Consider the following 22,177-nt stretch of genomic DNA (forward strand, 5'->3'; position numbering starts at 1 on the left):
TTGCGCAGGCAGTTTACCCGAGATTGGCGCGTCGCCAAACAAAAGCCATTTTTCAGGGATGACGCGCCGGTTGCTGATTTATCGCCGCCTTCATGGCAAACTAGCCGCCGAATTTAACGCGGAGCGTCATGCGGAGGGCAGTGTGGATAAAATTTTCGTCGATGAGGCAGTCAGTGAACTGCATACCATTCAGGATATGTTGCGTTGGGCGGTGAGCCGTTTCAGCGCGGCGGGCATCTGGTATGGTCACGGCACGGACAACCCCTGGGATGAAGCGGTGCAACTGGTGCTGCCGTCGCTCTACCTGCCGCTGGATATTCCGGAAGATATGCGCACCGCGCGTCTGACCTCCAGCGAGCGTCATCGTATCGTCGAACGGGTGATCCGCCGCGTCAACGAGCGTATTCCGGTGGCGTATCTCACCAATAAAGCCTGGTTCTGCGGTCACGAATTTTACGTCGACGAACGCGTGCTGGTGCCGCGCTCGCCCATCGGCGAGCTTATTAATAACCGTTTCGCAGGGCTTATCGACCACGAACCGCAGCATATCCTTGATATGTGTACCGGCAGCGGCTGTATCGCCATTGCCTGCGCGTACGCCTTCCCGAATGCGGAAGTCGACGCGGTAGATATCTCCGGCGACGCGCTGGCCGTTACCGAGCACAATATCGAAGAGCACGGGCTTATCCATCACGTCACGCCGATCCGCTCCGATCTGTTCCGTGACCTGCCGAAAGTGCAGTACGACATTATCGTCACCAATCCGCCGTATGTGGATGAAGAGGATATGTCCGACCTGCCGAACGAATATCGCCACGAGCCGGAACTCGGCCTTGCGGCTGGCAGCGACGGGCTGAAGCTCGCGCGCCGCATTCTCGCCTGCTCGCCGGACTACCTGACCGACAACGGTATTCTGATTTGTGAAGTCGGTAACAGCATGGTACATCTGATGGAGCAGTACCCGGACGTGCCGTTCACCTGGCTTGAATTCGACAACGGCGGCGACGGCGTCTTTATGCTGACCAAAGCGCAGCTCATCAGCGCACGCGAACACTTCAGCATCTACAAAGATTAAAACAGGCGGGCGCAGGCCCGCTGAATAACGCAAAACACCACAACGACACGATAACGGAGCCGTGATGGCAGGCAACACTCTTGGACAACTCTTTCGCGTCACCACTTTCGGCGAGTCCCATGGTCTGGCGCTCGGCTGCATTATTGACGGCGTACCGCCGGGCATCGCGTTAAGCGAAGCCGACCTCCAGCACGATCTTGACCGCCGCCGCCCAGGCACCTCCCGTTACACCACGCAGCGCCGCGAGCCGGACCAGGTGAAAATTCTCTCCGGCGTATTTGAGGGCGTGACCACCGGCACCAGCATCGGCCTGCTGATTGAAAACACCGATCAGCGCTCCCAGGATTACGGCGCTATTAAAGATGTGTTTCGTCCGGGACACGCCGATTACACCTACGAGCAGAAATATGGCGTTCGCGACTATCGCGGCGGCGGACGCTCTTCCGCCCGCGAAACCGCCATGCGCGTCGCCGCAGGCGCGATCGCCAAAAAATACCTGGCGCAGAAATTCGGTATCGTCATCCGCGCCTGCCTGACCCAGATGGGCGATATTCCACTGGAAATCAAAGACTGGGCGCAGGTGGAGCAGAACCCGTTCTTCTCGCCGGACGTGGACAAACTTGACGCGCTCGACGAGCTGATGCGCGCGCTGAAAAAAGAGGGCGACTCTATTGGCGCGAAAGTAACGGTTGTCGCCGATAATGTGCCGCCGGGCCTCGGCGAACCGGTGTTCGACAGGCTGGATGCCGATATCGCCCATGCGCTGATGAGCATTAATGCCGTCAAAGGCGTTGAGATCGGTGAAGGTTTTGGCGTTATCGCGCTCAAAGGCAGCGAAAACCGCGACGAAATCACTAAAGACGGATTTCAGAGCAACCATGCGGGCGGTATTCTCGGCGGCATCAGCAGCGGCCAGCAGATCGTCGCCAATATCGCGCTGAAGCCGACCTCCAGCATCACGGTGCCGGGGCGTACCGTTAACCGTGCGGGCGATGAAGTCGAGATGATCACTCGTGGCCGCCACGATCCGTGCGTCGGTATCCGCGCGGTGCCGATCGCCGAAGCGATGCTGGCGATCGTGCTGATGGATCATCTGCTGCGCCACCGCGGTCAGAACGCGGACGTTACCACTACGCTTCCTCGCTGGTAATCTCATGAAAAAACTCTGCTTAGCCTTGCTGGCGCTGCTCGCTTGCAGCGCGGCAAGCGCCGCCACGCCGTGGCAGAAAATCACCCAGCCGATCCCGGGCGCGGCTCAGTCGATCGGCACATTTTCCAATGGCTGCATCATCGGCGCCCAGCCGCTGCCGATGGAGTCGGAGCATTACCAGATAATGCGCACTGACCAGCGCCGCTACTTTGGCCACCCGGATCTGGTGCGCTTTATTGAGCGTCTCAGTAACCAGGTGAACGAGTTGCAACTCGGCACGGTGCTGATAGGCGATATGGGCATGCCGGCGGGCGGTCGTTTTAACGGCGGTCATGCCAGCCATCAGACGGGCCTTGATGTCGATATCTTCCTGCAACTGCCGAAACAGCGCTGGAGCGCGGCGCAACTGCGTCGCCCGCAGGCGCTCGATTTAGTGTCGCGCGACGGGAAATCGGTCGTGCCGTCGCTCTGGAAGCCGGAAATTGGCGGGTTGATTAAGCTTGCCGCGCTCGATGATCAGGTCACGCGTATTTTCGTGAACCCGGCTATCAAGCAGCAGCTCTGCCTGGACGCCGGGCCGGATCGCGACTGGCTGCGTAAAGTGCGCCCGTGGTTCCACCATCGCGCCCATATGCATGTGCGCCTGCGCTGTCCGCCGGACAGCCTGGAGTGCGTGGAGCAGGAGCCGCCGCCGCCGGGCGACGGCTGCGGCGAAGAGCTGCAAAGCTGGTTTAAACCTGCGGCGCCGGGCAGCGGCAAGGCAGAGAAGAAAACGCCGCCGCCACCGCCGCCGTCATGCCAGGCGTTGCTGGACGAACACGCGCTTTAACAACTAAGGATGGCCGTGATGGACTGGTTTATGGTTTCGCCGCTGTTGCTGACAGCGCTCTTTTTTGTCGCGATGCTCGCGGGGTTTATTGACGCCCTGGCGGGCGGCGGCGGGCTTTTAACGGTGCCGGCGCTACTGGCGGCAGGCATGTCGCCCGCCCAGGCGCTGGCGACCAATAAACTCCAGGCATGCGGCGGTTCGCTCTCCGCCTCGCTCTATTTTATCCGTCGCGGCGTGGTCAGCCTTCGCGACCAGAAACTCAATATTCTGATGACGTTTATTGGGTCCACCAGCGGCGCGCTGCTGGTGCAGCATGTGCAGTCCGATATTCTGCGCCAGATCCTGCCGGTGCTGGTGATCGCCATCGGGCTCTATTTCCTGCTGATGCCGCGTCTTGGCGAAGAGGATCGCCAGCGCAGGCTCTACGGTCTGCCGTTTGCGCTGGTGGCAGGCGGCTGCGTCGGCTTTTATGACGGTTTTTTCGGCCCCGGCGCGGGCTCGTTTTACGCGCTGGCGTTCGTCACGCTCGCGGGCTTTAACCTTGCCAAATCCACCGCCCACGCCAAGGTGCTCAACGCCACCTCCAACGTCGGCGGGCTGCTGCTGTTTATCATCGGCGGCAAGGTTATCTGGGGCACCGGTTTCGTAATGCTGGCCGGGCAGTTTCTCGGCGCGCGCCTGGGCTCGCGCCTGGTATTAAGTAAAGGACAGCGCCTGATCCGCCCGATGATTGTTATCGTCTCGGCGGTCATGAGCGCCAAATTGTTATTTGACAGCCACGGTCAGGAGATCCTCCGCTGGCTGGGGATGGCGTAATGCGTGAACACCACTATCAGGAATTAATAACGCTTTTCGACGGCTGCTTCGCCGGCGATTTTAATACCCGTCTGATTAAAGGCGATGACGAACCGATCTATCTTCCTGCCGATGACGAGGCGCCGTACCACCGCGTGGTCTTCGCCCACGGTTTTTACGCCAGCGCCCTGCACGAGATTTCGCACTGGTGCATCGCTGGTAAAGCGCGGCGCGAGCTGGTGGACTTTGGCTATTGGTACTGCCCGGACGGCCGCGATGCACAGACGCAGAGCAAGTTCGAGGATGTGGAAGTCAAACCCCAGGCGCTGGAGTGGCTGTTCTGCGTGGCGGCGGGCTTTCCGTTTAACGTCAGCTGCGACAACCTCAACGGCGACGTCGACCCGGATCGCATCGCGTTTCAGCGCCGTGTGCATGCGCAGGTAATGCAGTATCTGAAAGACGGTATTCCCGAGCGTCCGGCGCGCTTTATTGCCGCGTTACAGGATTATTACCAGACGCCGCCGCTTGCGGCGCAACAGTTCCCATGGCCGGAAGACTTGTGCTAATCGCCATGTTATTAACAGAGGAAAAACGATGATTGCCGAATTTGAAGCACGTATTCTGGCGCTGATTGATGAGATGGTAGAGCACGCGAGCGATGACGAACTGTTCGCCAGCGGCTATCTGCGCGGACACCTGACCCTTGCCGTCGCGGCGCTGGAGCACGGCGACGATCACTCGCCGCAGGCCGTGTATACGAAGGTAACAAACAGCCTGGAAACCGCCATCCACGCGGGCGAACTCTCGCCGCGCGATCAGGCGCTGGTGCTGGGAATGTGGGACAATCTGTTCCAGCAGGCGAAGCTCAACTGAGCCTGATGGCCTGCGCGTCGTGACGGCGCGCAGGCTGTAAACTTATGGCGCCTGCGCCTGCGGGTGATACACCCGCGTTCAGCCGGGTGACCTGTTCCGACATCACATCCACCGGCCCCGTCTGCGTCATCGACGCGTTGCTCTGCGCCACTTTACAAGCTCCGCAATCGCCAGACTTATCTGCTCAATGTCGCGCTGCTGCTCTGTGCTGGCTGTAGCTTTGATTAGCGCGGCTGACTGCTGTTCGCTATGCGCGGAGCGCTTCGGCGGTTTCACGCCCTGTTTCCACCGAATGGCGGAGCGCAGCCATAAGCGTACGCAGCGCGTTTAGCCAGCGGCGCGGCCTTTCAGCAGTTTACGTATCCACAGCCGGTTAGGGTTGAGCGCCGCAAGCGTCGCGCCATCCAGCGGCAGCGGTTCGCCGCTCATTTGCGAGGCTAAAATTTCCGCCGCCAGCGGCGCGCTGCACAGCCCACGCGAGCCGAGCGCGCCGAGCACAAACAGATTTTCCAGTGCCGGGGCGAGGGGGACGGCGTCTGGCGCGTCAGCGTGCCGGGAGAGGTCGGCGTATACGCTGAGCGTGGCGGCATAGTCGGGCGCGTTGCCGACCATTGGCAAGTGGTCGCGCGTTGCGCAGCGCACTGCGCAACGCGCATCACCTGCGCTCACGTCCACTTCATGCGCCCACTGCGCCTGCGGCAGGCAGTCGAGAAGCCGCTGGCGGTTGTGCTGCTGGTCTTCCTCCTGATAGCGCATCTCGCTCACGCCGCGGTGATAACTCGCGCCGATGCAATGCATGCCGTGAGCCGGGTTTTGCGGCGTCAGGTAGCCGTCGTAGCACAATACCTGGCGCAGCGCGCCGAGGCCCGGCGTGGTCGGGATATGGCTCACCTGGCCGCCGACGGAGTAGACCGGCAATTTTTCGGTTTGCGAAAACGCGCTGAGCTGATGACCGCTTGCCAGCGCGAGCGTGGCGTGACGCGCCTGCGCGCCGTGGGCGAAAGTGAGCCGCCAGCCGCCGTTTTCCTGGCGCAGCGCGCTCGCGTTATGCCCGTAATGCACCCGCAGGCCGCGCGCCTGCGCGAGCGCCAGCACGCCGGCGGTGAGCTGCGCCGGGCAGAGCCAGCCGCCCTGCGGGTATTCAATGCCGCCGCAGCCGGTCTCCACGCCGCAGCGCGCGGCGACTTCGTCGCGGTCAACGGCGCGCGCCAGCGCTTCTGGCAGGCCGGGTTCGAGCATCTGGCTGATTTTCGTCTGGCTCTTTTCATCCCAGCCCAGTTGCGTCACGCCGCACCAGTCTTTATCAAAATCCACCGGCAACGCGTCGTACAGCCTGCGCGCAAAGGTAAACGCCGCCGGGAAAAAGACGGCCAGCGCGGCGTCGTGATGGCTTAATAAAGGATAGAGCGCGCCCTGGCGGTTGCCGGAGGCCCCCTTTGCGGGCGCGTCGTCCTGACAGTAGAGCGTCACCTGCCAGCCGCGCGTCTGCAACGCGAGGGCCAGCAGGGCGCTTGCGATACCGCCGCCGACAATCGCCGCGTCTTTATCCCCGCTCGCCGGGCGGCGCGCATACCAGGGCGCGCGGGCAGGGGGCGCGGCATCATGACTAAGCATGCCAACCAGCATTTCCCGCTTGCGCCCGAACCCTTTGCGCTTCACTACCTGAAAACCGGCTTCAATCAGCCCGCGGCGCACAAAACCCGCAGAGGTAAAAGTGGCGAGCGTACCGCCGGGACGGGCGAGGCGCGCCATCGCGGCAAACAGGCCGGGCGTCCACATATCCGGGTTTTTCGACGGCGCGAAGCCATCCAGGAACCAGGCGTCCACCTGACGGTTATGGGAGTCATCGAGCGTATCGACCAGTTCGTTAATATCGCCAAGCCATAAATCAAGCGTGACGCGTCCGCCATCCAGCACCAGCCGCTGACAGCCCGGCAGCGCCAGCGGCCACTGGGCCTGTAGCGGCTCCGCCCACGGGGCGAGCTCCGGCCATTGAGCGTGCGCGCTTTGTAAATCAGCGAGCGTCAGCGGAAATTTCTCAAAACTGATGAAATGCAGGCGCTGTAGCGCAGCGTCCGGATGCGCCGCGCGAAACGCCGCAAACGCCTGCCAGAGCGTCAGGAAATTGAGTCCGGTGCCAAAGCCGCTCTCGGCGACAATAAAGCTGTCACGCGGGTGTGTCATAAAACGTTCCGGGAGCTGATTGCCGTTCAGAAAGACATAGCGGGTCTCTTCCAGACCGTCGTCATTGGAAAAATAAACGTCATCAAAATCTCGGGAAACAGGTGTACCCTCATTATTAAACGTCAGGCTGGCGGGCTGTATGGCGATAGGTTTCACGTAAATTGCTCGAATGACAGGCAGTCGCACGATCTTAGCGAGCCCGGTCGGACATCGCAAATTTCTTGCCAATCTGGCTGATCGGACTTGTTCGGCGTACAACTGTACGCTATCTTGCGACACGACACTTACTTAGCGTACTCGAAGAGGTATTGAATGAAACGTGCAGTAATTACTGGCCTGGGCATCGTTTCCAGCATCGGTAATAACCAGCAGGAAGTCCTGGCATCCCTGCGTGAAGGACGCTCGGGGATCACTTTCTCTCAAGAATTTCTCGACGCGGGTATGCGTAGCCACGTCTGGGGCAACGTGAAGCTGGACACCACCGGTCTTATCGACCGTAAAGTGGTGCGTTTCATGAACGATGCCTCTGTTTATGCTTACCTCTCCATGCAGGAAGCGATTAAAGATGCCGGCCTGAACGACGAGGTGTATCAGAACAACCCGCGCGTCGGTATTGTTGCCGGCTCCGGCGGTTCGTCCAAAGCACAGGTTTTTGGCGCTGACGCGATGCGCAGCCCGCGCGGCCTGAAAGCGGTCGGCCCGTACGTCGTCACCAAAGCGATGGCGTCTGCGGTTTCCGCATGCCTCGCCACCCCGTTTAAAATCCACGGCGTTAACTACTCCATCAGCTCCGCCTGCGCCACTTCCGCGCACTGCATCGGCAACGCGGTTGAGCAGATCCAGCTTGGCAAACAGGACATCGTGTTTGCGGGCGGCGGCGAAGAGCTGGGCTGGGAAATGGCGTGTGAGTTCGATGCGATGGGCGCGCTCTCCACCAAATATAACGAGACGCCAGAAAAAGCCTCCCGTACCTATGACGCGAGCCGCGACGGCTTCGTTATCGCAGGCGGCGGCGGTATGGTTGTGGTGGAAGAGCTTGAGCACGCGCTGGCTCGCGGCGCGCACATCTATGCGGAAATCGTCGGCTACGGTGCAACCTCCGATGGCGCTGACATGGTCGCACCGTCTGGCGAAGGCGCGGTGCGCTGCATGAAGATGGCGATGCACGGCGTGGATACTCCCATTGATTACCTGAACTCCCACGGCACTTCCACCCCGGTGGGCGACGTGAAAGAGCTTGGCGCTATCCGTGAAGTGTTCGGCGACAACACGCCGGCTATCTCCGCGACTAAAGCGATGACTGGCCACTCGCTGGGTGCGGCAGGCGTGCAGGAAGCTATCTACTCGCTGCTGATGCTGGAACACGGCTTTATCGCGCCGAGCATCAATATTGAAGAGCTGGACGAGCAGGCGAACGGTATGAATATCATCACCGCGCCTGTCGAACGTGAGCTGACGACTGTGATGTCTAACAGCTTCGGTTTCGGCGGTACTAACGCCACGCTGGTTATGCGTAAATATCAGGCATAACGTCTCTTTAAAAGAAATGGAGCCGCAAGGCTCCTTTTTTTATGTTTATTCTCCCGCCTTCGTTTTTCTGCTTCCTTATTTGCACCTCGTAAGAAGATATTCTCCCTGCCGCATTTCAACTTTCGCGCGTTTCTTTTAAACCTAAGCTATTGTTTATAAATAAAGTCTGGTATTGGTGCGGTATGCCGCGCTGTTTCCGCAAACGTTATTTTAGCAATGCTTAAACCATCTCTTAATTTATTTGATTTTACTTAAGTCAATAAAAATAAATTTACCTTAAAAACAACCTGCTGAAAAATATAACTTATTTTTATAAAACCATCTTTACTATCCATTTGGTTAAAGTTAAGTCCATTTTTGCCGATATATCAGAATATATCCGGGCGACGACATCTTTATTGAGACAGACATTCGTACCGGAAATTCAAAGCTGATACTGCCATTCCTAATCTTTTCAAAAAGATAAGAATGAAGGACGCCGCAGAAAAGAAATCCGAAACCCGTTTGCGGAATTCAGGGAAACGTTTTTTTGCCTTTCACAAGGCGTTGCCAGCCGGGGAAACCAACCATGCCCATCGAGTCATCTCTGGGTAAAGGGATTTTATTAACCAAAGGGAGAGTGATCCCACTCGTTATTTTGTCATGCTCAGGCGCCGCTTTCGCCAGCGAAAAACCGGATGCGGATGAGCCATTCACGGATGCGCCCTCTGTTGCGGCGACAAATGTCGTGACGCGCACCAACTGGAACCGTCCGCTGTTTATTACCAGCGCGGCGACCGCGCGTGCGGCCGGCGTCAACGGCGCGGGCGTGAAAGTCGGCGTAGCGGATACCGGCATTCTTACGACGCATCCGGCGTTGCAGGGGCGGTTAAGGGGTCGCTGAACTATGTCGATCCGAAAACGAACAACCTGAGCGTTGGCGATGTACGCGGCCACGGCACGATGGTCGCCCAGACGCTTGCCGGGCGCGCCACCAGCCTGTTTAGCGGCGGCACCGCGCCGGGCGCGACGCTTATCAGCGCGCGTATCATTCCTGACGTCGCCAATACCCGCCAGAGCCTTAACTTCGGTCAGATTAACTACGATCTGGCGCGCGCGGGCGCGAAAATTATCAATAACTCCTGGGGCATTGCGGACTGGAACCCGGCCAGCACCGCGACCACGAACTATTACGTGAACGCCTGGAAGCCGTATGTCTCGTCTTACAACGGGCTTATCGTTTTTGCGAGCGGCAACAACGGCGCAGCGAACCCGGTGGGCGTGGCGAAACTGCCGTCGCTTGCGCCCAAAGCGGGGCTGGATAAAGGCTGGCTGGTCGTCACCGCGACGGATACCTTTAACCCGGGTTATATCGCAAGCTATGCCAACCGCTGCGGCGTTATGAAAAATAACTGTCTGGCGGCGCCAGGCAGCGTCTATATCCAGAGCACCGACAGCACCGGCAAAGCCGTTCTGCGTATGGTCAGCGGCACATCGTTCGCCGCGCCGCAGGTTTCCGGCGTGGCGGCGATGGTCTGGCAGAAATACCCTTATTTCACCAATGACCTGGTACGCCAGACGGTGCTTGGGACTGCGACTGACATCGGCGCGCCAGGCGTGGACGCCGTTTTCGGCTACGGCATGCTGAACGCCGGGAAGGCGATCAACGGCCCGGCGAAGTTTAACTGGGGCACCGTAAGCGTCGCGTTTAACAGCTACACCTCCACCTGGAGCAATGCCATCAGCGGCAGCGGCGGGCTTATCAAAAGCGGCACCGGCAAGCTGGTACTGACCCAGGACGCCAGCTACACCGGCACCACGCAGGTGCTGGGCGGCAGTCTGTCGTCGGCGAAGAGTCTGGCCTCCGCCGTTACCATCGGTCGCGCGGGAACGCTTGATGTGCGCACCGTGAAAGGGAACGTCGATAACAGCGGCTATGTGCTGCTGCGCGACGGCAAAACGCGGTTTATGCGCGCCTACACGCAGCGCACCACCGGCACCCTGGCGTTTATGCTCGGCTCGACGCTGGATGTGACCGGGCGGGCGGCGCTTGCGGGCAACCTGCATCTGCTGGGCGTGCCGGCAGGCTACGTGACGCAGACGCGCCAGCCAGTCGTTAACGCAGGCGCGGTATCCGGTAAGTTCAGCCGTTTTACGCAGTCGGCAGGCGTGTTCCTGACAGGCTCGCTGGGCTACAGCACCAAACAGGTGTGGCTCAATATTAAACGATTGCAGGTGACGCAGACCAAAGTCGCCACCACCTCGGCGGCCACGCTCTCCGGCGCTGCGCGTCTGGAGCAGGCGTTCACGCAGCTCGATAAACAAGTGGCGAGCGGTGTGACGGTGCGTGCGAGTTCGTTTGCCTCGGCGGCGGGCAGTCTGCAACGCGTCTCGAATAACCAGTCCGCTCGCGCGGCGCTGGAAAGCCTCTCCGGTCAGTTGCCGGCGGCGACAGCGGCGCTCACCTGGCAGGCGATCAACGTTAATCAGCGTAGCAGCGCGAAGCGCATCGACGCTCTGCTGGACGCGCCGCAAAGTCGAAGCTGGAGCGATACGCTCTCGTGGAACGGCAGCCTCGGCCGCACCGGCTTTTCGCCGGTGAGCTACTCAATGAAAGGGTGGGTGACGGGTCAGGATCGGTTTATCGACGAACATACGTTCATCGGCACTTCGCTGTCGCGCACCGAAACGTTCAGCGCCCTGAGCAGCGGCGGCGAGCGTAATACCGGCACTCTGAGCGAAGCCGCGCTGTACGGCGGTAAAATCTTCGGCAGTTACTACCTGACCGGTCGTCTGGCCTCCGGCTACTACGACGGTCGCCAGCATCGCATGCTGTGGCTTGGCAGTAGCACCGAGCGCGTCAGCAGCCGCCAGAGCGGCAGCTGGATGTCGCTTGGCAGCGAAACCGGCTATCGCTTCAGCAGGGAGGGCTTGCAGGTGACGCCGTTTATCGACACGCAATACATCACGCTGAAGCAGGACGCCTTCACCGAGAAGAGCGGCTCCGGCTTTGGCCTGCGCGCCGACAACCAGACCACCACGCGCTGGCAGGCGGGCGCAGGGCTGCGGGCGAGTTATGATATCGACCTGAAAGCGCGCGGCAGCCTCAACCTGAGTTTCCAGACGCATCTGCAACGCGCGTTAAGCCAGGACGAAGGGAATTATCAGGCGAGCTTTACCGGCGTGAACCAGCCGGTACCGCTGAGCGGCGTGACGGCGCCTGCGAAAACGCTGACCAGCGCGGTATCGCTGGGCTGGCAGGTTAACCCGGCGCTGAATCTCAACCTCACGGGCGAGCAGGAGACCAGCGATGGACGCGACAGCAACCGCAGCGTGTTTGCGGGCGTGTCGTTAAGCTTCTGATACGTGTCGGGGAGTCAAAAGAAAAGGCGTCGAAAGACGCCTTTTTGCTGTCTGTCAGATAACCAGCCAGAGCAGAAGGATAACCAGCACCAGCAGAAACATCGCAAGGCCGGGGCGGGCGGAAATGGTCTTCACCGGCTGGGTGAAAAACGCGATCAGCGGGTTGTAAATCGGCTGGATATGACGCACTTCCAGCGTTTCCGGCGAGCGCTCCGCACGGCGCACGAACACCTGATTCAGCAGATCCTGCACCTGGGCTGTGGTCAGCACCGTTTGTGGCGTCGCCTGGAAGCGCTGCTGCGCGTAGTCGCTGAGCTCCTGCCATTCGCGCGATTCGAGCGGCTGGCGCAACGCGGCCTGAATAGTATGCAGCGTCGGCGCGGGTTGATCGGCAAGGGTCTGGCGCGCGGCAAGCCAGGTGGAGAGCGCCGCGAAATGCTTCGCCGGAATAAGCTCGCCGGTTTTCACGCCGGAGAGTTCCAGCATCGACTGCCAGATAAGCTTTGGCGATTCGCCGGTCGCGGCGGCAAGCTTCGTCACCTGCTGGTTAAGCGTATTATGCTCCGCAGGCAGCAGCGGGCGGTCGGTGGCCGGGCGCTGCTGCGGCTGCGGAATATTGAGCTGCGCGTTTTGCAGCAGCGTCAGCACGCTTTTTAACTGCTCGCCGGAGAGCTGGTTCAGCGCGGTATGGCCGAACTGCTGGCGAATATAGTCGCTCACCGCCTGGCGGTTATTGCCCACGCTTAACAGCTCGGTCAGTTGCGAGAGCACCTGACGCTGAGTGTGGGTCTGCTGCGCCTGGCCAAGCCGCTGATTGAGATTCTGCTCAGCGGCAGGGAAATGGCGCGAGAGCAGCGGCGCGTCACTTTTTAAGCCCAGATCGTGCTTCATGCCGGCCCAGACTTCGGCGCTTTGCTGCTGGGTTAGCGCCACCAGCCGGGTAATAAGCCGCTCCAGCACGGTACGCTGCTGGGTGGAAAGCGGCTGCTCGCCCGCAGAGTGGGGCGAGGTGGGAGGCTCGCCCGCCGGGCGGGGCGTGGCGCCATGAATGGGTTGCATCATCAATAATCCTTAACCTGACCGGACGGTGCCGCGAAACTAACCACGCTGTTAAGTATGCCTGGCGGCGAGATTATGGCACACTTAACGGCTATCTCCCGCACATAAACAGGTAGAGAAACGTGAAAATCCTCGTTGATGAAAATATGCCTTACGCACGCGAGCTGTTCAGCCGTCTGGGCGAGGTGAAAGCCGTGCCGGGCCGCCCGATCCCGCAGGCGGAACTGGACGATGCCGACGCGCTGATGGTGCGCTCGGTTACGCCGGTCAATCGCGCGCTGCTGGAAGGCAAAAACGTCAGGTTTGTCGGCACCGCTACGGCGGGCACCGACCACGTTAATGAAGACGATTTACGCGCGGCGGGCGTCGCGTTCTCCGCCGCCCCTGGCTGCAACGCCATCGCCGTGGTGGAGTACGTGTTCTCCGCGCTGCTGATGCTCGCCGAGCGCGACGGTTTTGCGCTCACTGACCGCACCGTCGGGATCGTCGGCGTGGGCAACGTCGGCTCCCGGTTACAGGCTCGCCTTGAGGCGCTGGGCGTGCGCACGCTGCTGTGCGATCCGCCGCGCGCCGATCGTGGCGAGGGCGGCGATTTCCGCTCGCTGGATGAACTGGTGCGCGAGGCGGATATCCTGACGTTCCACACGCCGCTGTTTAAAGACGGCCCGTACAAAACCCTGCACCTTGCCGACGAGGCGCTGATCGCGCGGCTCAAGCCCGGCGCTATTCTGATAAACGCCTGCCGCGGCCCGGTCGTGGATAACGCCGCGCTGCTGGCGCGTCTTGAAGCGGGCCAGGCGCTGAGCGTGGTGCTGGACGTCTGGGAGCCAGAGCCGGAACTCAACACGGAACTGTTAAAACGCGTGGATATCGGCACCGCGCACATCGCGGGCTATACGCTGGAAGGCAAAGCGCGCGGCACCACGCAGGTATTTGAGGCCTACAGCCAGTTCCTCGGCCAGCCGCAACAGGTCGCGCTCTCTACGCTATTGCCGCCGCCAGAATTTGGCCGCGTAACGTTTCAGGGGCCGCTCGATCAGGCCACGCTGAAACGGCTGGTGCATCTGGTGTATGATGTGCGCCGCGATGACGCCCCGCTCCGACGCGTGGCGGGCGTGCCGGGTGAGTTCGACAAGCTGCGCAAAAATTATCAGGAGCGCCGCGAATGGTCGTCACTGTACGTGCAGTGCGATGACGCCGCCGCCGCCGAGCTGCTGCAAAAGCTGGGTTTTAACGCGACCCATCATCCGATCCGTTAATCACAGGTTCTCTTATTCCCCGCCCGCCGGGCGGGGGATGCATTTTTATTTTCTGGAGTAAATACCACCATGTCTGAAGGCTGGAATATCGCCATACTGGGCGCGACGGGCGCCGTGGGAGAAGCCCTGCTTGAGCAACTCGCCGAGCGTCAGTTCCCGGTGGGTGAACTTTATGCGCTGGCGCGCAGCGAAAGCGCGGGCGAAACGCTGCGTTTCGCGGGCAAAAGCGTGCAGGTGCAGGATGCCGATGCGTTTGACTGGACGCAGGCGCAGCTCGCCTTTTTCGTCGCAGGCCAGGAGGCCAGCGCGCGCTACACAGACGACGCCACCAACGCCGGCTGTCTGGTTATCGACTCCAGCGGTCTGTTCGCACTGGAGCCGGACGTGCCGCTGGTGGTGCCGGATGTAAACCCGTATGTGCTTGCCGATTACCGCAACCGCAATGTCGTGGCGGTGGCTGACAGTCTCACCAGCCAGCTGCTGACGGCGCTGCGCCCGCTGATGGAAGCTGGCGGCTTGTCTCGCATTCAGGTGACAAATTTATTGTCCGTGTCCGCACAAGGCAAAACGGCGGTAGATGCGCTGGCAGGGCAGAGCGCGCGCCTGCTGAACGGCATGCCGGTTGATGAAGACGACCATTTTGGCCGTCAGTTAGCGTTCAACATGCTGCCATTGCTCCCGGACCGTGAAGGCAGCGTGCGTCAGGACCGTCGTCTGGTAGATGAAGCGCGCAAAATCCTCCAGGATGAAGGCCTGATGATTTCGGTCACCAGCGTGCAGGCGCCGGTTTTCTACGGCCATGCGCAGATGGTGAATTTCGAAGCGCTGCGCCCGCTTGCAGCGGAAGAGGCGCGTGACGCGCTGGAGCGCGATCCGGATATCGCGCTGTCCGAAGAGAACGATTATCCGACGCAGGTGGGCGATGCCTCCGGCAGCGTGCATCTTTCCATTGGCTGCGTGCGTAACGACTACGGCATGCCGGAGCAAATCCAGTTCTGGTCGGTCGCCGACAACGTGCGCTTCGGCGGCGCGCTGATGGCGGTGAAAACCGCTGAGAAGCTGCTGCAGGAGTATCTCTACTGATGTCGGAGAGTCTGGAAAAGCCGACAGTCAAAATCGCGCTCGGCATTGAGTATGACGGCAGCAAATATTATGGCTGGCAGCGTCAGCAGGAAGTACGCAGCGTCCAGGAGAAGCTTGAAAAAGCGCTCTCGCAGGTCGCTAATGAGCCGATTAACGTTTTCTGCGCCGGTCGTACCGACGCAGGCGTGCACGCTACCGGCCAGGTCGTGCATTTCGAAACCACGGCTATCCGCAAGGACGCGGCATGGACGCTCGGCGTAAATGCGAATTTACCTGGTGACATCGCGGTGCGCTGGGTCAAAGATGTGCCCGCGGAATTCCATGCCCGGTTCAGCGCCACGGCCCGCCGTTACCGCTACGTTATCTATAATCATCGTCTGCGGCCGGCGGTGCTCTCGCAGGGAGTCACACATTACCACCTGCCGCTGGACGCACAGCGAATGCACCGGGCGGCGCAGTGCCTGATCGGCGAAAACGACTTTACCTCGTTTCGCGCGGTGCAGTGCCAGTCCCGCACCCCGTGGCGCAACCTGATGCATATCAACGTTGAGCGCTTCGGGGCTTATATTGTGGTGGATATCAAGGCAAACGCGTTTGTACACCATATGGTGCGCAATATCGTTGGCAGCCTGATGGAAATTGGCTGCGGTAACCAGCCGGAGAGCTGGATGGCAGAACTGCTGGCGGCTAAGGACAGAACGCTTGCGGCAGCGACGGCGAAAGCGGAAGGGCTTTATCTGGTGTCGGTGGATTATCCGGCGCAGTTTGACCTCCCGAAGCCGCCGATGGGCCCACTTTTTTTAGCTGACTGAATGCAGTCGGGGAAGATGAACCTGTATGGACATTATTCGCTTTCTGATTGATTTTATTTTACATATTGACGTGCATCTGGCGGAGCTGGTGGCACAGTACGGCATCTGGGTTTACGCGATTCTGTTCCTGATCCTGTTTTGCGAAACGGGTCTGGTGGTGACGCCGTTTTTGCCGGGCGATTCGCTGTTGTTCGTGGCCGGTGCGCTCTCCGCGCTGCCGTCTAACGATCTTAACGTGCACCTGATGGTCACGCTGATGGTCATTGCCGCTATCCTTGGCGATGCGGTGAACTACACCATCGGGCGGCTGTTTGGCGCAAAACTTTTCAGCAATCCGGATTCCAAAATCTTCCGGCAGAGCTATCTTGATAAAACGCATGCGTTTTATGAACGCCACGGCGGCAAAACGATTATTCTCGCCCGTTTCGTGCCGATAGTACGCACCTTCGCGCCGTTCGTCGCCGGGATGGGGCATATGTCTTACCGCCATTTTGCTCTGTTTAACGTCATTGGCGCGCTGTTGTGGGTCCTGCTGTTTACCTACGCGGGCTACTTCTTCGGGGCGATGCCGTTCATTCAGGACAATCTGAAGCTGTTTATCGTTTTGATTATTATCGTCTCAGTATTGCCGGGCATTTTTGAAGTGGTGCGTCACAAACGCGCCGCGGCGCGCCAGGCAAAATAAGCCCTCTGGCGGTTCGACCACTTTTTTATCCAAAGTCGCGGGCCGTTATGGTTTAATGAGCACCATTTATGGTCTGTGGAAGGCAATAATGGCATTATGCGCCCCCACAGAAAAACTGGCATCGACCAGGTTCAGGCAGAAAGGTTATCAATGAGCTGGATTGAACGAATTCTCAATAAAAGCAATATTACTCCCACTCGCCGAGCGAACATCCCGGAAGGGGTGTGGACCAAGTGCGACAGCTGCGGACAGGTACTCTACCGCGCCGAACTGGAGCGTAACCTTGAGGTTTGCCCGAAGTGCGATCACCACATGCGTATGGCGGCCCGCGACCGTCTGCACAGCCTGTTAGACGAAGGCTCGCTGGTGGAACTGGGCAGTGAGCTTGAGCCGAAAGATGTGCTGAAGTTCAGAGATTCCAAAAAGTACAAGGATCGTCTGGCGAGCGCCCAGAAAGAAACCGGCGAAAAAGACGCGCTGGTAGTGATGAAAGGCACCCTGCACGGGATGCCGGTCGTTGCGGCGGCGTTTGAATTCGCCTTTATGGGCGGCTCTATGGGCTCCGTGGTCGGCGCGCGCTTCGTACGTGCGGTCGAGCAGGCGCTTGAAGACAATTGTCCGTTGATCTGCTTCTCCGCCTCCGGTGGCGCGCGTATGCAGGAAGCGCTGATGTCGCTGATGCAGATGGCGAAAACCTCTGCGGCGCTGGCGAAAATGCAGGAGCGCGGTCTGCCGTACATCTCCGTGCTGACCGACCCGACCATGGGCGGCGTTTCTGCAAGCTTCGCTATGCTTGGCGATCTCAACATCGCTGAGCCGAAAGCGCTGATCGGCTTCGCCGGCCCGCGCGTTATCGAGCAGACCGTGCGTGAAAAACTGCCGGCTGGCTTCCAGCGCAGCGAATTCCTGATTGAAAAAGGCGCTATCGATATGATCGTGCGTCGTCCGGAGCTGCGTCTCAAGCTCGCCAGCATTCTGGCGAAGCTGATGAACCTCCCGGCTCCGAGCCCGGACGCGCCGCGTGAAGCGGTCGTCGTGCCGCCGGTCCCGGAACAGGATCAAGAGGCCTGATAGTCATGAAGGGCAGGGCCACCAGGCGCTGCCCTTCTTGTTTATGAACCGTAACCAGGATACGGGTATCATGGAAAAGCAACATCTTCCCCAAGCCACGTCGCCTCTGGCCACGTGGCTTTCTTATCTGGAAAACCTGCACGGCAAGACCATCGACATGGGCCTTCTGCGCGTATCGCGCGTGGCGGCGGCGCTGGACGTCGCGAAGCCCGCGCCCTTTGTGTTTACCGTCGCAGGCACCAACGGTAAAGGCACCACATGCCGGACGCTCGAAGCGGTGCTGATTGCCGCAGGCTACCGGGTGGGCGTCTATAGCTCGCCGCACCTCGTGCGCTACACCGAACGCGTGCGCGTGCAGGGCGAGGAGCTTGCCGAAAGCCAGCACACCGCCGCGTTCGCAGAGATCGAGGCCGCGCGCGGCGAGACGTCGCTGACCTATTTCGAATACGGCACGCTTTCCGCGCTGTGGCTGTTTAAGCAGGCGCAACTGGATGTCGTTATTCTTGAAGTGGGCCTCGGCGGGCGCCTTGACGCCACCAACCTGGTGGACTGCGATGTGGCGGTTGTCACCAGCATCGCGCTCGATCATACCGACTGGCTGGGGCCAGATCGCGAAAGCATCGGGCGTGAGAAAGCCGGGATCTTCCGTCAGGGTAAACCGGCGGTGGTGGGCGAGACCGATATGCCGCAGACCATCGCGCAGGTCGCGCAGGAGAAAGGCGCGCGGCTGCTGCGCGTTAACGACGCCTGGCGCTATGCGGTCACCGGCACTGGCTGGAATTTTAGCGACGAGCACGGCGAACTGAATGACCTTCCGCTGCCCCAGGTGCCGCAGCCTAACGCCGCCACGGCGCTTGCCGCGCTGCGCGCGAGCGGCCTTGAGGTGAGCGAGCAGGCGATCCGCGACGGTATCGCCCGCGCCACGCTGCCCGGGCGTTTCCAGATAGTGAGCGACGCCCCGCGCGTGATTCTCGATGTGGCGCATAACCCGCACGCGGCAGGGTATCTGGCGCAGCGGCTGGCGCAGTCGCCATCGGCCGGGCGCGTGCTGGGCGTCATCGGCATGTTGCACGATAAAGATATCGCCGGCACGCTCGCCTGTCTGGAGAGGGTCGTGGATAGCTGGTATTGTGCCCCTCTGGACGGGCCGCGCGGCGCCCGCGCTGAAGAGCTTGCGGAGCATCTGCAGGCAAGCGCGGTCTTTACCAGCGTGGCGCAGGCCTGGCATGCGGCGCTGGCCGACGCGCAGCCCGCCGATACGGTACTGGTGTGCGGGTCGTTTCATACCGTCGCGCAGGTAATGGAAGAGATGGACGCGGGGAGACGAGGTGGCGAGTAAGTTTCAGAACCGATTAGTCGGCACGATTGTGCTGGTGGCGCTGGGGGTTATCGTGCTGCCAGGGCTGCTGGACGGCCAGAAAAAACATTATCAGGATGAGTTCGCCGCGATCCCGCTGGTGCCGAAGCCTGGCGATCGCGACGAGCCGGATATGCTGCCTGCCGCGACGCAGGCGCTGCCGTCTCAGCCGCCGGAAGGCGCGGCGGAAGAGGTGAGGGCGGGTAACGCGGCGACGTCATCGATAGACACCACGCGGCTGCCTGCCGATACCGGCGCGGAGCTTGATGAAGTGCCGGTGACGCCTGCGAAACCGAAAACAACGGAGCCTGCCAGAACGCGCGCTACGGACAAGCCGCAGAACAAACCGCAGCGCGATAAAACCGACGAGCAGCTGGCGATGGTGAGCGAGGCCGAAGCGCCTGCGCCTGCGAAACCCACGCCGCCGGAAAAACCGCAAACGCCGCCTGCGGGCAAAGCGTATGTGGTACAGCTCGGCGCGCTGAAAAACGCCGACAAAGTCAATGAGATCGTCGGGAAGCTGCGCTCGGCGGGCTACCGGGCGTATACGTCGCCCTCCACGCCGGTACAGGGGAAAATCACCCGTATTCTGGTGGGGCCGGAAGCCTCGAAAGATAAGCTTAAATCGTCGCTTGGCGAGCTGAACAGCCTGTCAGGGTTGAACGGCGTGATAATGAATTACAGCGTGAATTAAGCGGTCCGGCGCCTGACTGACAGGCGCCGCCAGAAACCGCATCGCGCCAGAGACGGCCCGCAACCGGCGCAATTTGGCTGGTTGCAGGCATAACGGACGGATGGCGTTGAAGATTTTTTCAACGCCATTTTTTATTAACGCGTGGAAAGGAAATCCCTACGCAAACGTTTTCTTTTTCTGTTAGAATGCGCCCCGAACCGGATGTCAGGGCGTTTTATCGTGGGACACATTCATGGTCTGGATAGATTACGCCATCATTGCAGTAGTGGGTTTCTCGTGCCTGGTCAGCCTGATCCGCGGGTTCGTGAGAGAGGCGCTGTCGCTTGTCACCTGGGGCTGCGCTTTCTTTGTCGCCAGTCATTACTACACTTACCTGGCAGTCTGGTTCACCGGCTTTGAAGATGAACTGGTACGTAATGGGATTGCTATCGCGGTGCTGTTTATCGCGACGCTTATCGTCGGTGCGATAGTCAACTATGTGATTGGCGCGCTGGTGGAGAAAACCGGCCTGTCGGGTACAGACAGGGTGTTGGGGATCTGTTTCGGCGCCTTGCGAGGCGTGCTGATTGTCGCCGCCATTCTGTTCTTTCTTGATACCTTCACGGGCCTGTCCAAAAGCGAGGACTGGCAAAAGTCGCAGCTTATCCCGCAGTTCAGTTTCATCATCAGATGGTTCTTTGACTATCTGCAAAGCTCGTCAAGTTTCCTGCCCCGGTAATCGTGCCGGGGGCGGTCTTTGAATTGAGGAAAAGACAACATGTGCGGTATTGTCGGGATCGCCGGTGTTATGCCGGTAAACCAGTCGATTTATGACGCGTTAACGGTGCTTCAGCACCGCGGGCAGGATGCCGCAGGCATCATCACCATCGATGCGAATAATTGCTTCCGTCTGCGTAAAGCGAACGGCCTGGTGAATGATGTGTTCGAAGCCCGCCACATGCAGCGTTTGCAGGGCAACATGGGAATTGGTCACGTGCGCTACCCGACGGCGGGCAGCTCCAGCGCCTCTGAAGCCCAGCCGTTCTATGTTAACTCGCCCTACGGCATTACGCTTGCCCACAACGGCAACCTGACGAACGCCCATGAACTGCGCAAAATGCTCTTTGAAGAGAAGCGCCGTCATATCAATACCACCTCAGATTCTGAAATCCTGCTCAACATCTTCGCGAGCGAGCTCGATAACTTCCGCCACTACCCGCTGGAAGCGGACAACATTTTCGCGGCCATCGCGGCGATGAATCGCCTGATCCGTGGTGCCTACGCCTGTGTGGCGATGATTATCGGGCACGGTATGGTGGCGTTTCGCGACCCTAACGGTATCCGCCCGCTGGTGCTTGGCAAACGTGACGCCGGCAACGGCCGCGCCGAGTACATGGTGGCGTCCGAGAGCGTGGCGCTCGATACTTTGGGCTTTGAATTCCTGCGCGACGTGGCGCCGGGCGAAGCGGTTTACATCAGCGAGAAAGGCCAGCTGTTTACCCGCCAGTGCGCGGATAACCCGGTCAGCAACCCGTGTCTGTTCGAATATGTCTACTTCGCGCGCCCGGATTCCTTTATCGACAAGATTTCTGTCTACAGCGCCCGCGTTGAGATGGGCAAAAAGCTCGGCGAGAAAATCGCGCGCGAATGGGAAGATCTGGATATCGATGTAGTGATCCCGATTCCGGAAACCTCCTGCGATATCGCGCTGGAAATCGCGCGTATTCTTAACAAACCCTACCGTCAGGGCTTTGTGAAGAACCGCTACGTCGGCCGTACCTTTATCATGCCAGGCCAGCACCTGCGCCGTAAGTCGGTGCGCCGCAAGCTTAACGCCAACCGCGCTGAGTTCCGCGATAAAAACGTGCTGCTGGTGGATGACTCTATCGTGCGCGGCACCACGTCCGAGCAGATTATCGAGATGGCTCGCGAAGCAGGGGCGAAGAAGGTCTATCTGGCCTCCGCCGCGCCGGAAATTCGCTTCCCGAACGTCTACGGCATCGATATGCCGAGCGCCAACGAGCTTATCGCTCACGGGCGCGAAGTGGATGAGATCCGCCAGATCATCGGCGCCGACGGTTTAATTTTCCAGGATCTCGACGATCTCATCGAAGCGGTGCGCGCGGAAAACCCGGATATTCAACAGTTCGAGTGCTCGGTCTTTAACGGCGTTTACGTCACTAAAGATGTCGACCACCAGTATCTGGAATATCTCGAATCCCTGCGTAACGACGACGCCAAAGCGGTGATGCGTCAGAACGAAGTCGAAAATTTAGAGATGCATAACGAAGGCTAACTCTTCCCGCGTGCCGTCGCCCCTTCCGTACCGGGAGGGGCGAAATCCCCGTTTGCATCTCGCCGCGTCTTGCGGCAAAGTCTCGCTCAGTGCTTCTTGTCCAG

General features: G+C 60.0%; 21 protein-coding genes. 18 read left to right on the forward strand and 3 right to left on the reverse strand.

Features of this window, described 5'->3' with window-relative positions; translation table 11 throughout:
* Positions 1-142 precede the first annotated feature (142 nt).
* The 6 genes from prmB to BJP61_RS07285 all read left to right on the forward strand — a co-directional run bounded on the left by prmB (position 143) and on the right by BJP61_RS07285 (position 4,722).
* Entirely contained in the window at positions 143-1,075 is a 933-nt protein-coding gene (gene prmB / locus BJP61_RS07260) for a 50S ribosomal protein L3 N(5)-glutamine methyltransferase (protein WP_007750650.1), read from the forward strand.
* Positions 1,076-1,139: 64 nt separating this feature from the next.
* The gene (aroC, locus tag BJP61_RS07265; RefSeq protein WP_075193046.1) at positions 1,140-2,225 is read left to right on the forward strand and encodes a chorismate synthase; all 1,086 of its coding nucleotides are present in this window, start codon (positions 1,140-1,142) and stop codon (positions 2,223-2,225) included.
* 4 nt (positions 2,226-2,229) lie between these two features.
* Positions 2,230-3,054, forward strand: a complete 825-nt coding sequence (mepA, locus tag BJP61_RS07270; protein ID WP_171998064.1) for a penicillin-insensitive murein endopeptidase — start codon at positions 2,230-2,232, stop codon at positions 3,052-3,054.
* An 18-nt stretch (positions 3,055-3,072) separates the two neighbouring features.
* Positions 3,073-3,870, forward strand: coding sequence for a sulfite exporter TauE/SafE family protein (locus BJP61_RS07275; RefSeq protein WP_038861498.1), 798 nt, complete (start codon positions 3,073-3,075; stop codon positions 3,868-3,870).
* Positions 3,870-4,415, forward strand: a complete 546-nt coding sequence (locus BJP61_RS07280; RefSeq protein WP_038861500.1) for an elongation factor P hydroxylase — start codon at positions 3,870-3,872, stop codon at positions 4,413-4,415. The genes BJP61_RS07275 and BJP61_RS07280 overlap by 1 nt, the downstream gene beginning before the upstream one ends.
* Positions 4,416-4,443: 28 nt before the next feature.
* Entirely contained in the window at positions 4,444-4,722 is a 279-nt protein-coding gene (locus tag BJP61_RS07285) for a YfcL family protein (protein WP_007715625.1), read from the forward strand.
* Here the strand turns inward: BJP61_RS07285 and BJP61_RS21665 are convergent.
* Entirely contained in the window at positions 4,715-4,873 is a 159-nt protein-coding gene (locus BJP61_RS21665) for a hypothetical protein (RefSeq protein ID WP_236613095.1), read from the reverse strand. The two genes, BJP61_RS07285 and BJP61_RS21665, sit on opposite strands and share 8 nt — an antisense overlap.
* Positions 4,874-5,049: 176 nt before the next feature.
* Positions 5,050-7,062: a bifunctional tRNA (5-methylaminomethyl-2-thiouridine)(34)-methyltransferase MnmD/FAD-dependent 5-carboxymethylaminomethyl-2-thiouridine(34) oxidoreductase MnmC gene (gene mnmC, locus BJP61_RS07295; RefSeq protein ID WP_171998065.1), complete on the reverse strand. Its 2,013-nt coding sequence runs from the start codon at positions 7,060-7,062 to the stop codon at positions 5,050-5,052.
* 156 nt (positions 7,063-7,218) lie between these two features.
* Here mnmC and fabB point away from each other — a divergent pair, with 156 nt between their 5' ends.
* The 3 genes from fabB to BJP61_RS07305 all read left to right on the forward strand — a co-directional run bounded on the left by fabB (position 7,219) and on the right by BJP61_RS07305 (position 11,778).
* Positions 7,219-8,436, forward strand: coding sequence for a beta-ketoacyl-ACP synthase I (gene fabB, locus BJP61_RS07300; protein WP_171998066.1), 1,218 nt, complete (start codon positions 7,219-7,221; stop codon positions 8,434-8,436).
* Positions 8,437-9,004: 568 nt separating this feature from the next.
* The gene (locus tag BJP61_RS21670) at positions 9,005-9,319 is read left to right on the forward strand and encodes a hypothetical protein (protein WP_255485511.1); all 315 of its coding nucleotides are present in this window, start codon (positions 9,005-9,007) and stop codon (positions 9,317-9,319) included.
* Between the two features lie 59 nt (positions 9,320-9,378).
* Positions 9,379-11,778: an autotransporter serine protease gene (locus BJP61_RS07305; RefSeq protein ID WP_255485512.1), complete on the forward strand. Its 2,400-nt coding sequence runs from the start codon at positions 9,379-9,381 to the stop codon at positions 11,776-11,778.
* Between the two features lie 54 nt (positions 11,779-11,832).
* Here the strand turns inward: BJP61_RS07305 and flk are convergent, their stop codons facing one another.
* Positions 11,833-12,840, reverse strand: a complete 1,008-nt coding sequence (flk, locus tag BJP61_RS07310; RefSeq protein ID WP_171998067.1) for a flagella biosynthesis regulator Flk — start codon at positions 12,838-12,840, stop codon at positions 11,833-11,835.
* Positions 12,841-12,959: 119 nt separating this feature from the next.
* Between flk and pdxB the strand changes: the two genes are divergently transcribed.
* The 9 genes from pdxB to purF all read left to right on the forward strand — a co-directional run bounded on the left by pdxB (position 12,960) and on the right by purF (position 22,073).
* The gene (gene pdxB, locus BJP61_RS07315; protein WP_038861525.1) at positions 12,960-14,096 is read left to right on the forward strand and encodes a 4-phosphoerythronate dehydrogenase PdxB; all 1,137 of its coding nucleotides are present in this window, start codon (positions 12,960-12,962) and stop codon (positions 14,094-14,096) included.
* Between the two features lie 69 nt (positions 14,097-14,165).
* Entirely contained in the window at positions 14,166-15,179 is a 1,014-nt protein-coding gene (locus tag BJP61_RS07320) for an aspartate-semialdehyde dehydrogenase (protein ID WP_038861526.1), read from the forward strand.
* Entirely contained in the window at positions 15,179-15,991 is an 813-nt protein-coding gene (truA, locus tag BJP61_RS07325; protein ID WP_038861528.1) for a tRNA pseudouridine(38-40) synthase TruA, read from the forward strand. Before BJP61_RS07320 ends, truA begins: the two co-directional genes overlap by 1 nt.
* Positions 15,992-16,016: 25 nt before the next feature.
* Positions 16,017-16,676 carry a DedA family protein gene (locus BJP61_RS07330; protein WP_038861530.1) on the forward strand — a complete coding sequence of 220 codons (660 nt, stop codon included), beginning with the start codon at positions 16,017-16,019 and terminating at the stop codon, positions 16,674-16,676.
* 150 nt (positions 16,677-16,826) lie between these two features.
* A complete protein-coding gene (gene accD / locus BJP61_RS07335) occupies positions 16,827-17,747 on the forward strand; it encodes an acetyl-CoA carboxylase, carboxyltransferase subunit beta (RefSeq protein WP_038861531.1) in 921 nt (306 codons plus the stop codon).
* A 70-nt stretch (positions 17,748-17,817) separates the two neighbouring features.
* Positions 17,818-19,086 (forward strand): bifunctional tetrahydrofolate synthase/dihydrofolate synthase, encoded by a 1,269-nt coding sequence (gene folC, locus BJP61_RS07340; protein ID WP_171998068.1) that lies wholly within the window; start codon positions 17,818-17,820, stop codon positions 19,084-19,086.
* On the forward strand, positions 19,076-19,798 hold the full coding sequence (dedD, locus tag BJP61_RS07345) for a cell division protein DedD (protein ID WP_038861532.1): 723 nt from the start codon (positions 19,076-19,078) through the stop codon (positions 19,796-19,798). The genes folC and dedD overlap by 11 nt, the downstream gene beginning before the upstream one ends.
* Positions 19,799-20,030: 232 nt before the next feature.
* Positions 20,031-20,516, forward strand: coding sequence for a colicin V production protein (gene cvpA / locus BJP61_RS07350; RefSeq protein WP_004386645.1), 486 nt, complete (start codon positions 20,031-20,033; stop codon positions 20,514-20,516).
* A 39-nt stretch (positions 20,517-20,555) separates the two neighbouring features.
* Entirely contained in the window at positions 20,556-22,073 is a 1,518-nt protein-coding gene (purF, locus tag BJP61_RS07355) for an amidophosphoribosyltransferase (protein WP_004386646.1), read from the forward strand.
* Positions 22,074-22,177 lie beyond the last annotated feature (104 nt).

It is taken from the genome of Cronobacter sp. JZ38 (assembly GCF_008932145.1).
In the GTDB taxonomy this organism is placed as follows: domain Bacteria; phylum Pseudomonadota; class Gammaproteobacteria; order Enterobacterales; family Enterobacteriaceae; genus Cronobacter; species Cronobacter muytjensii.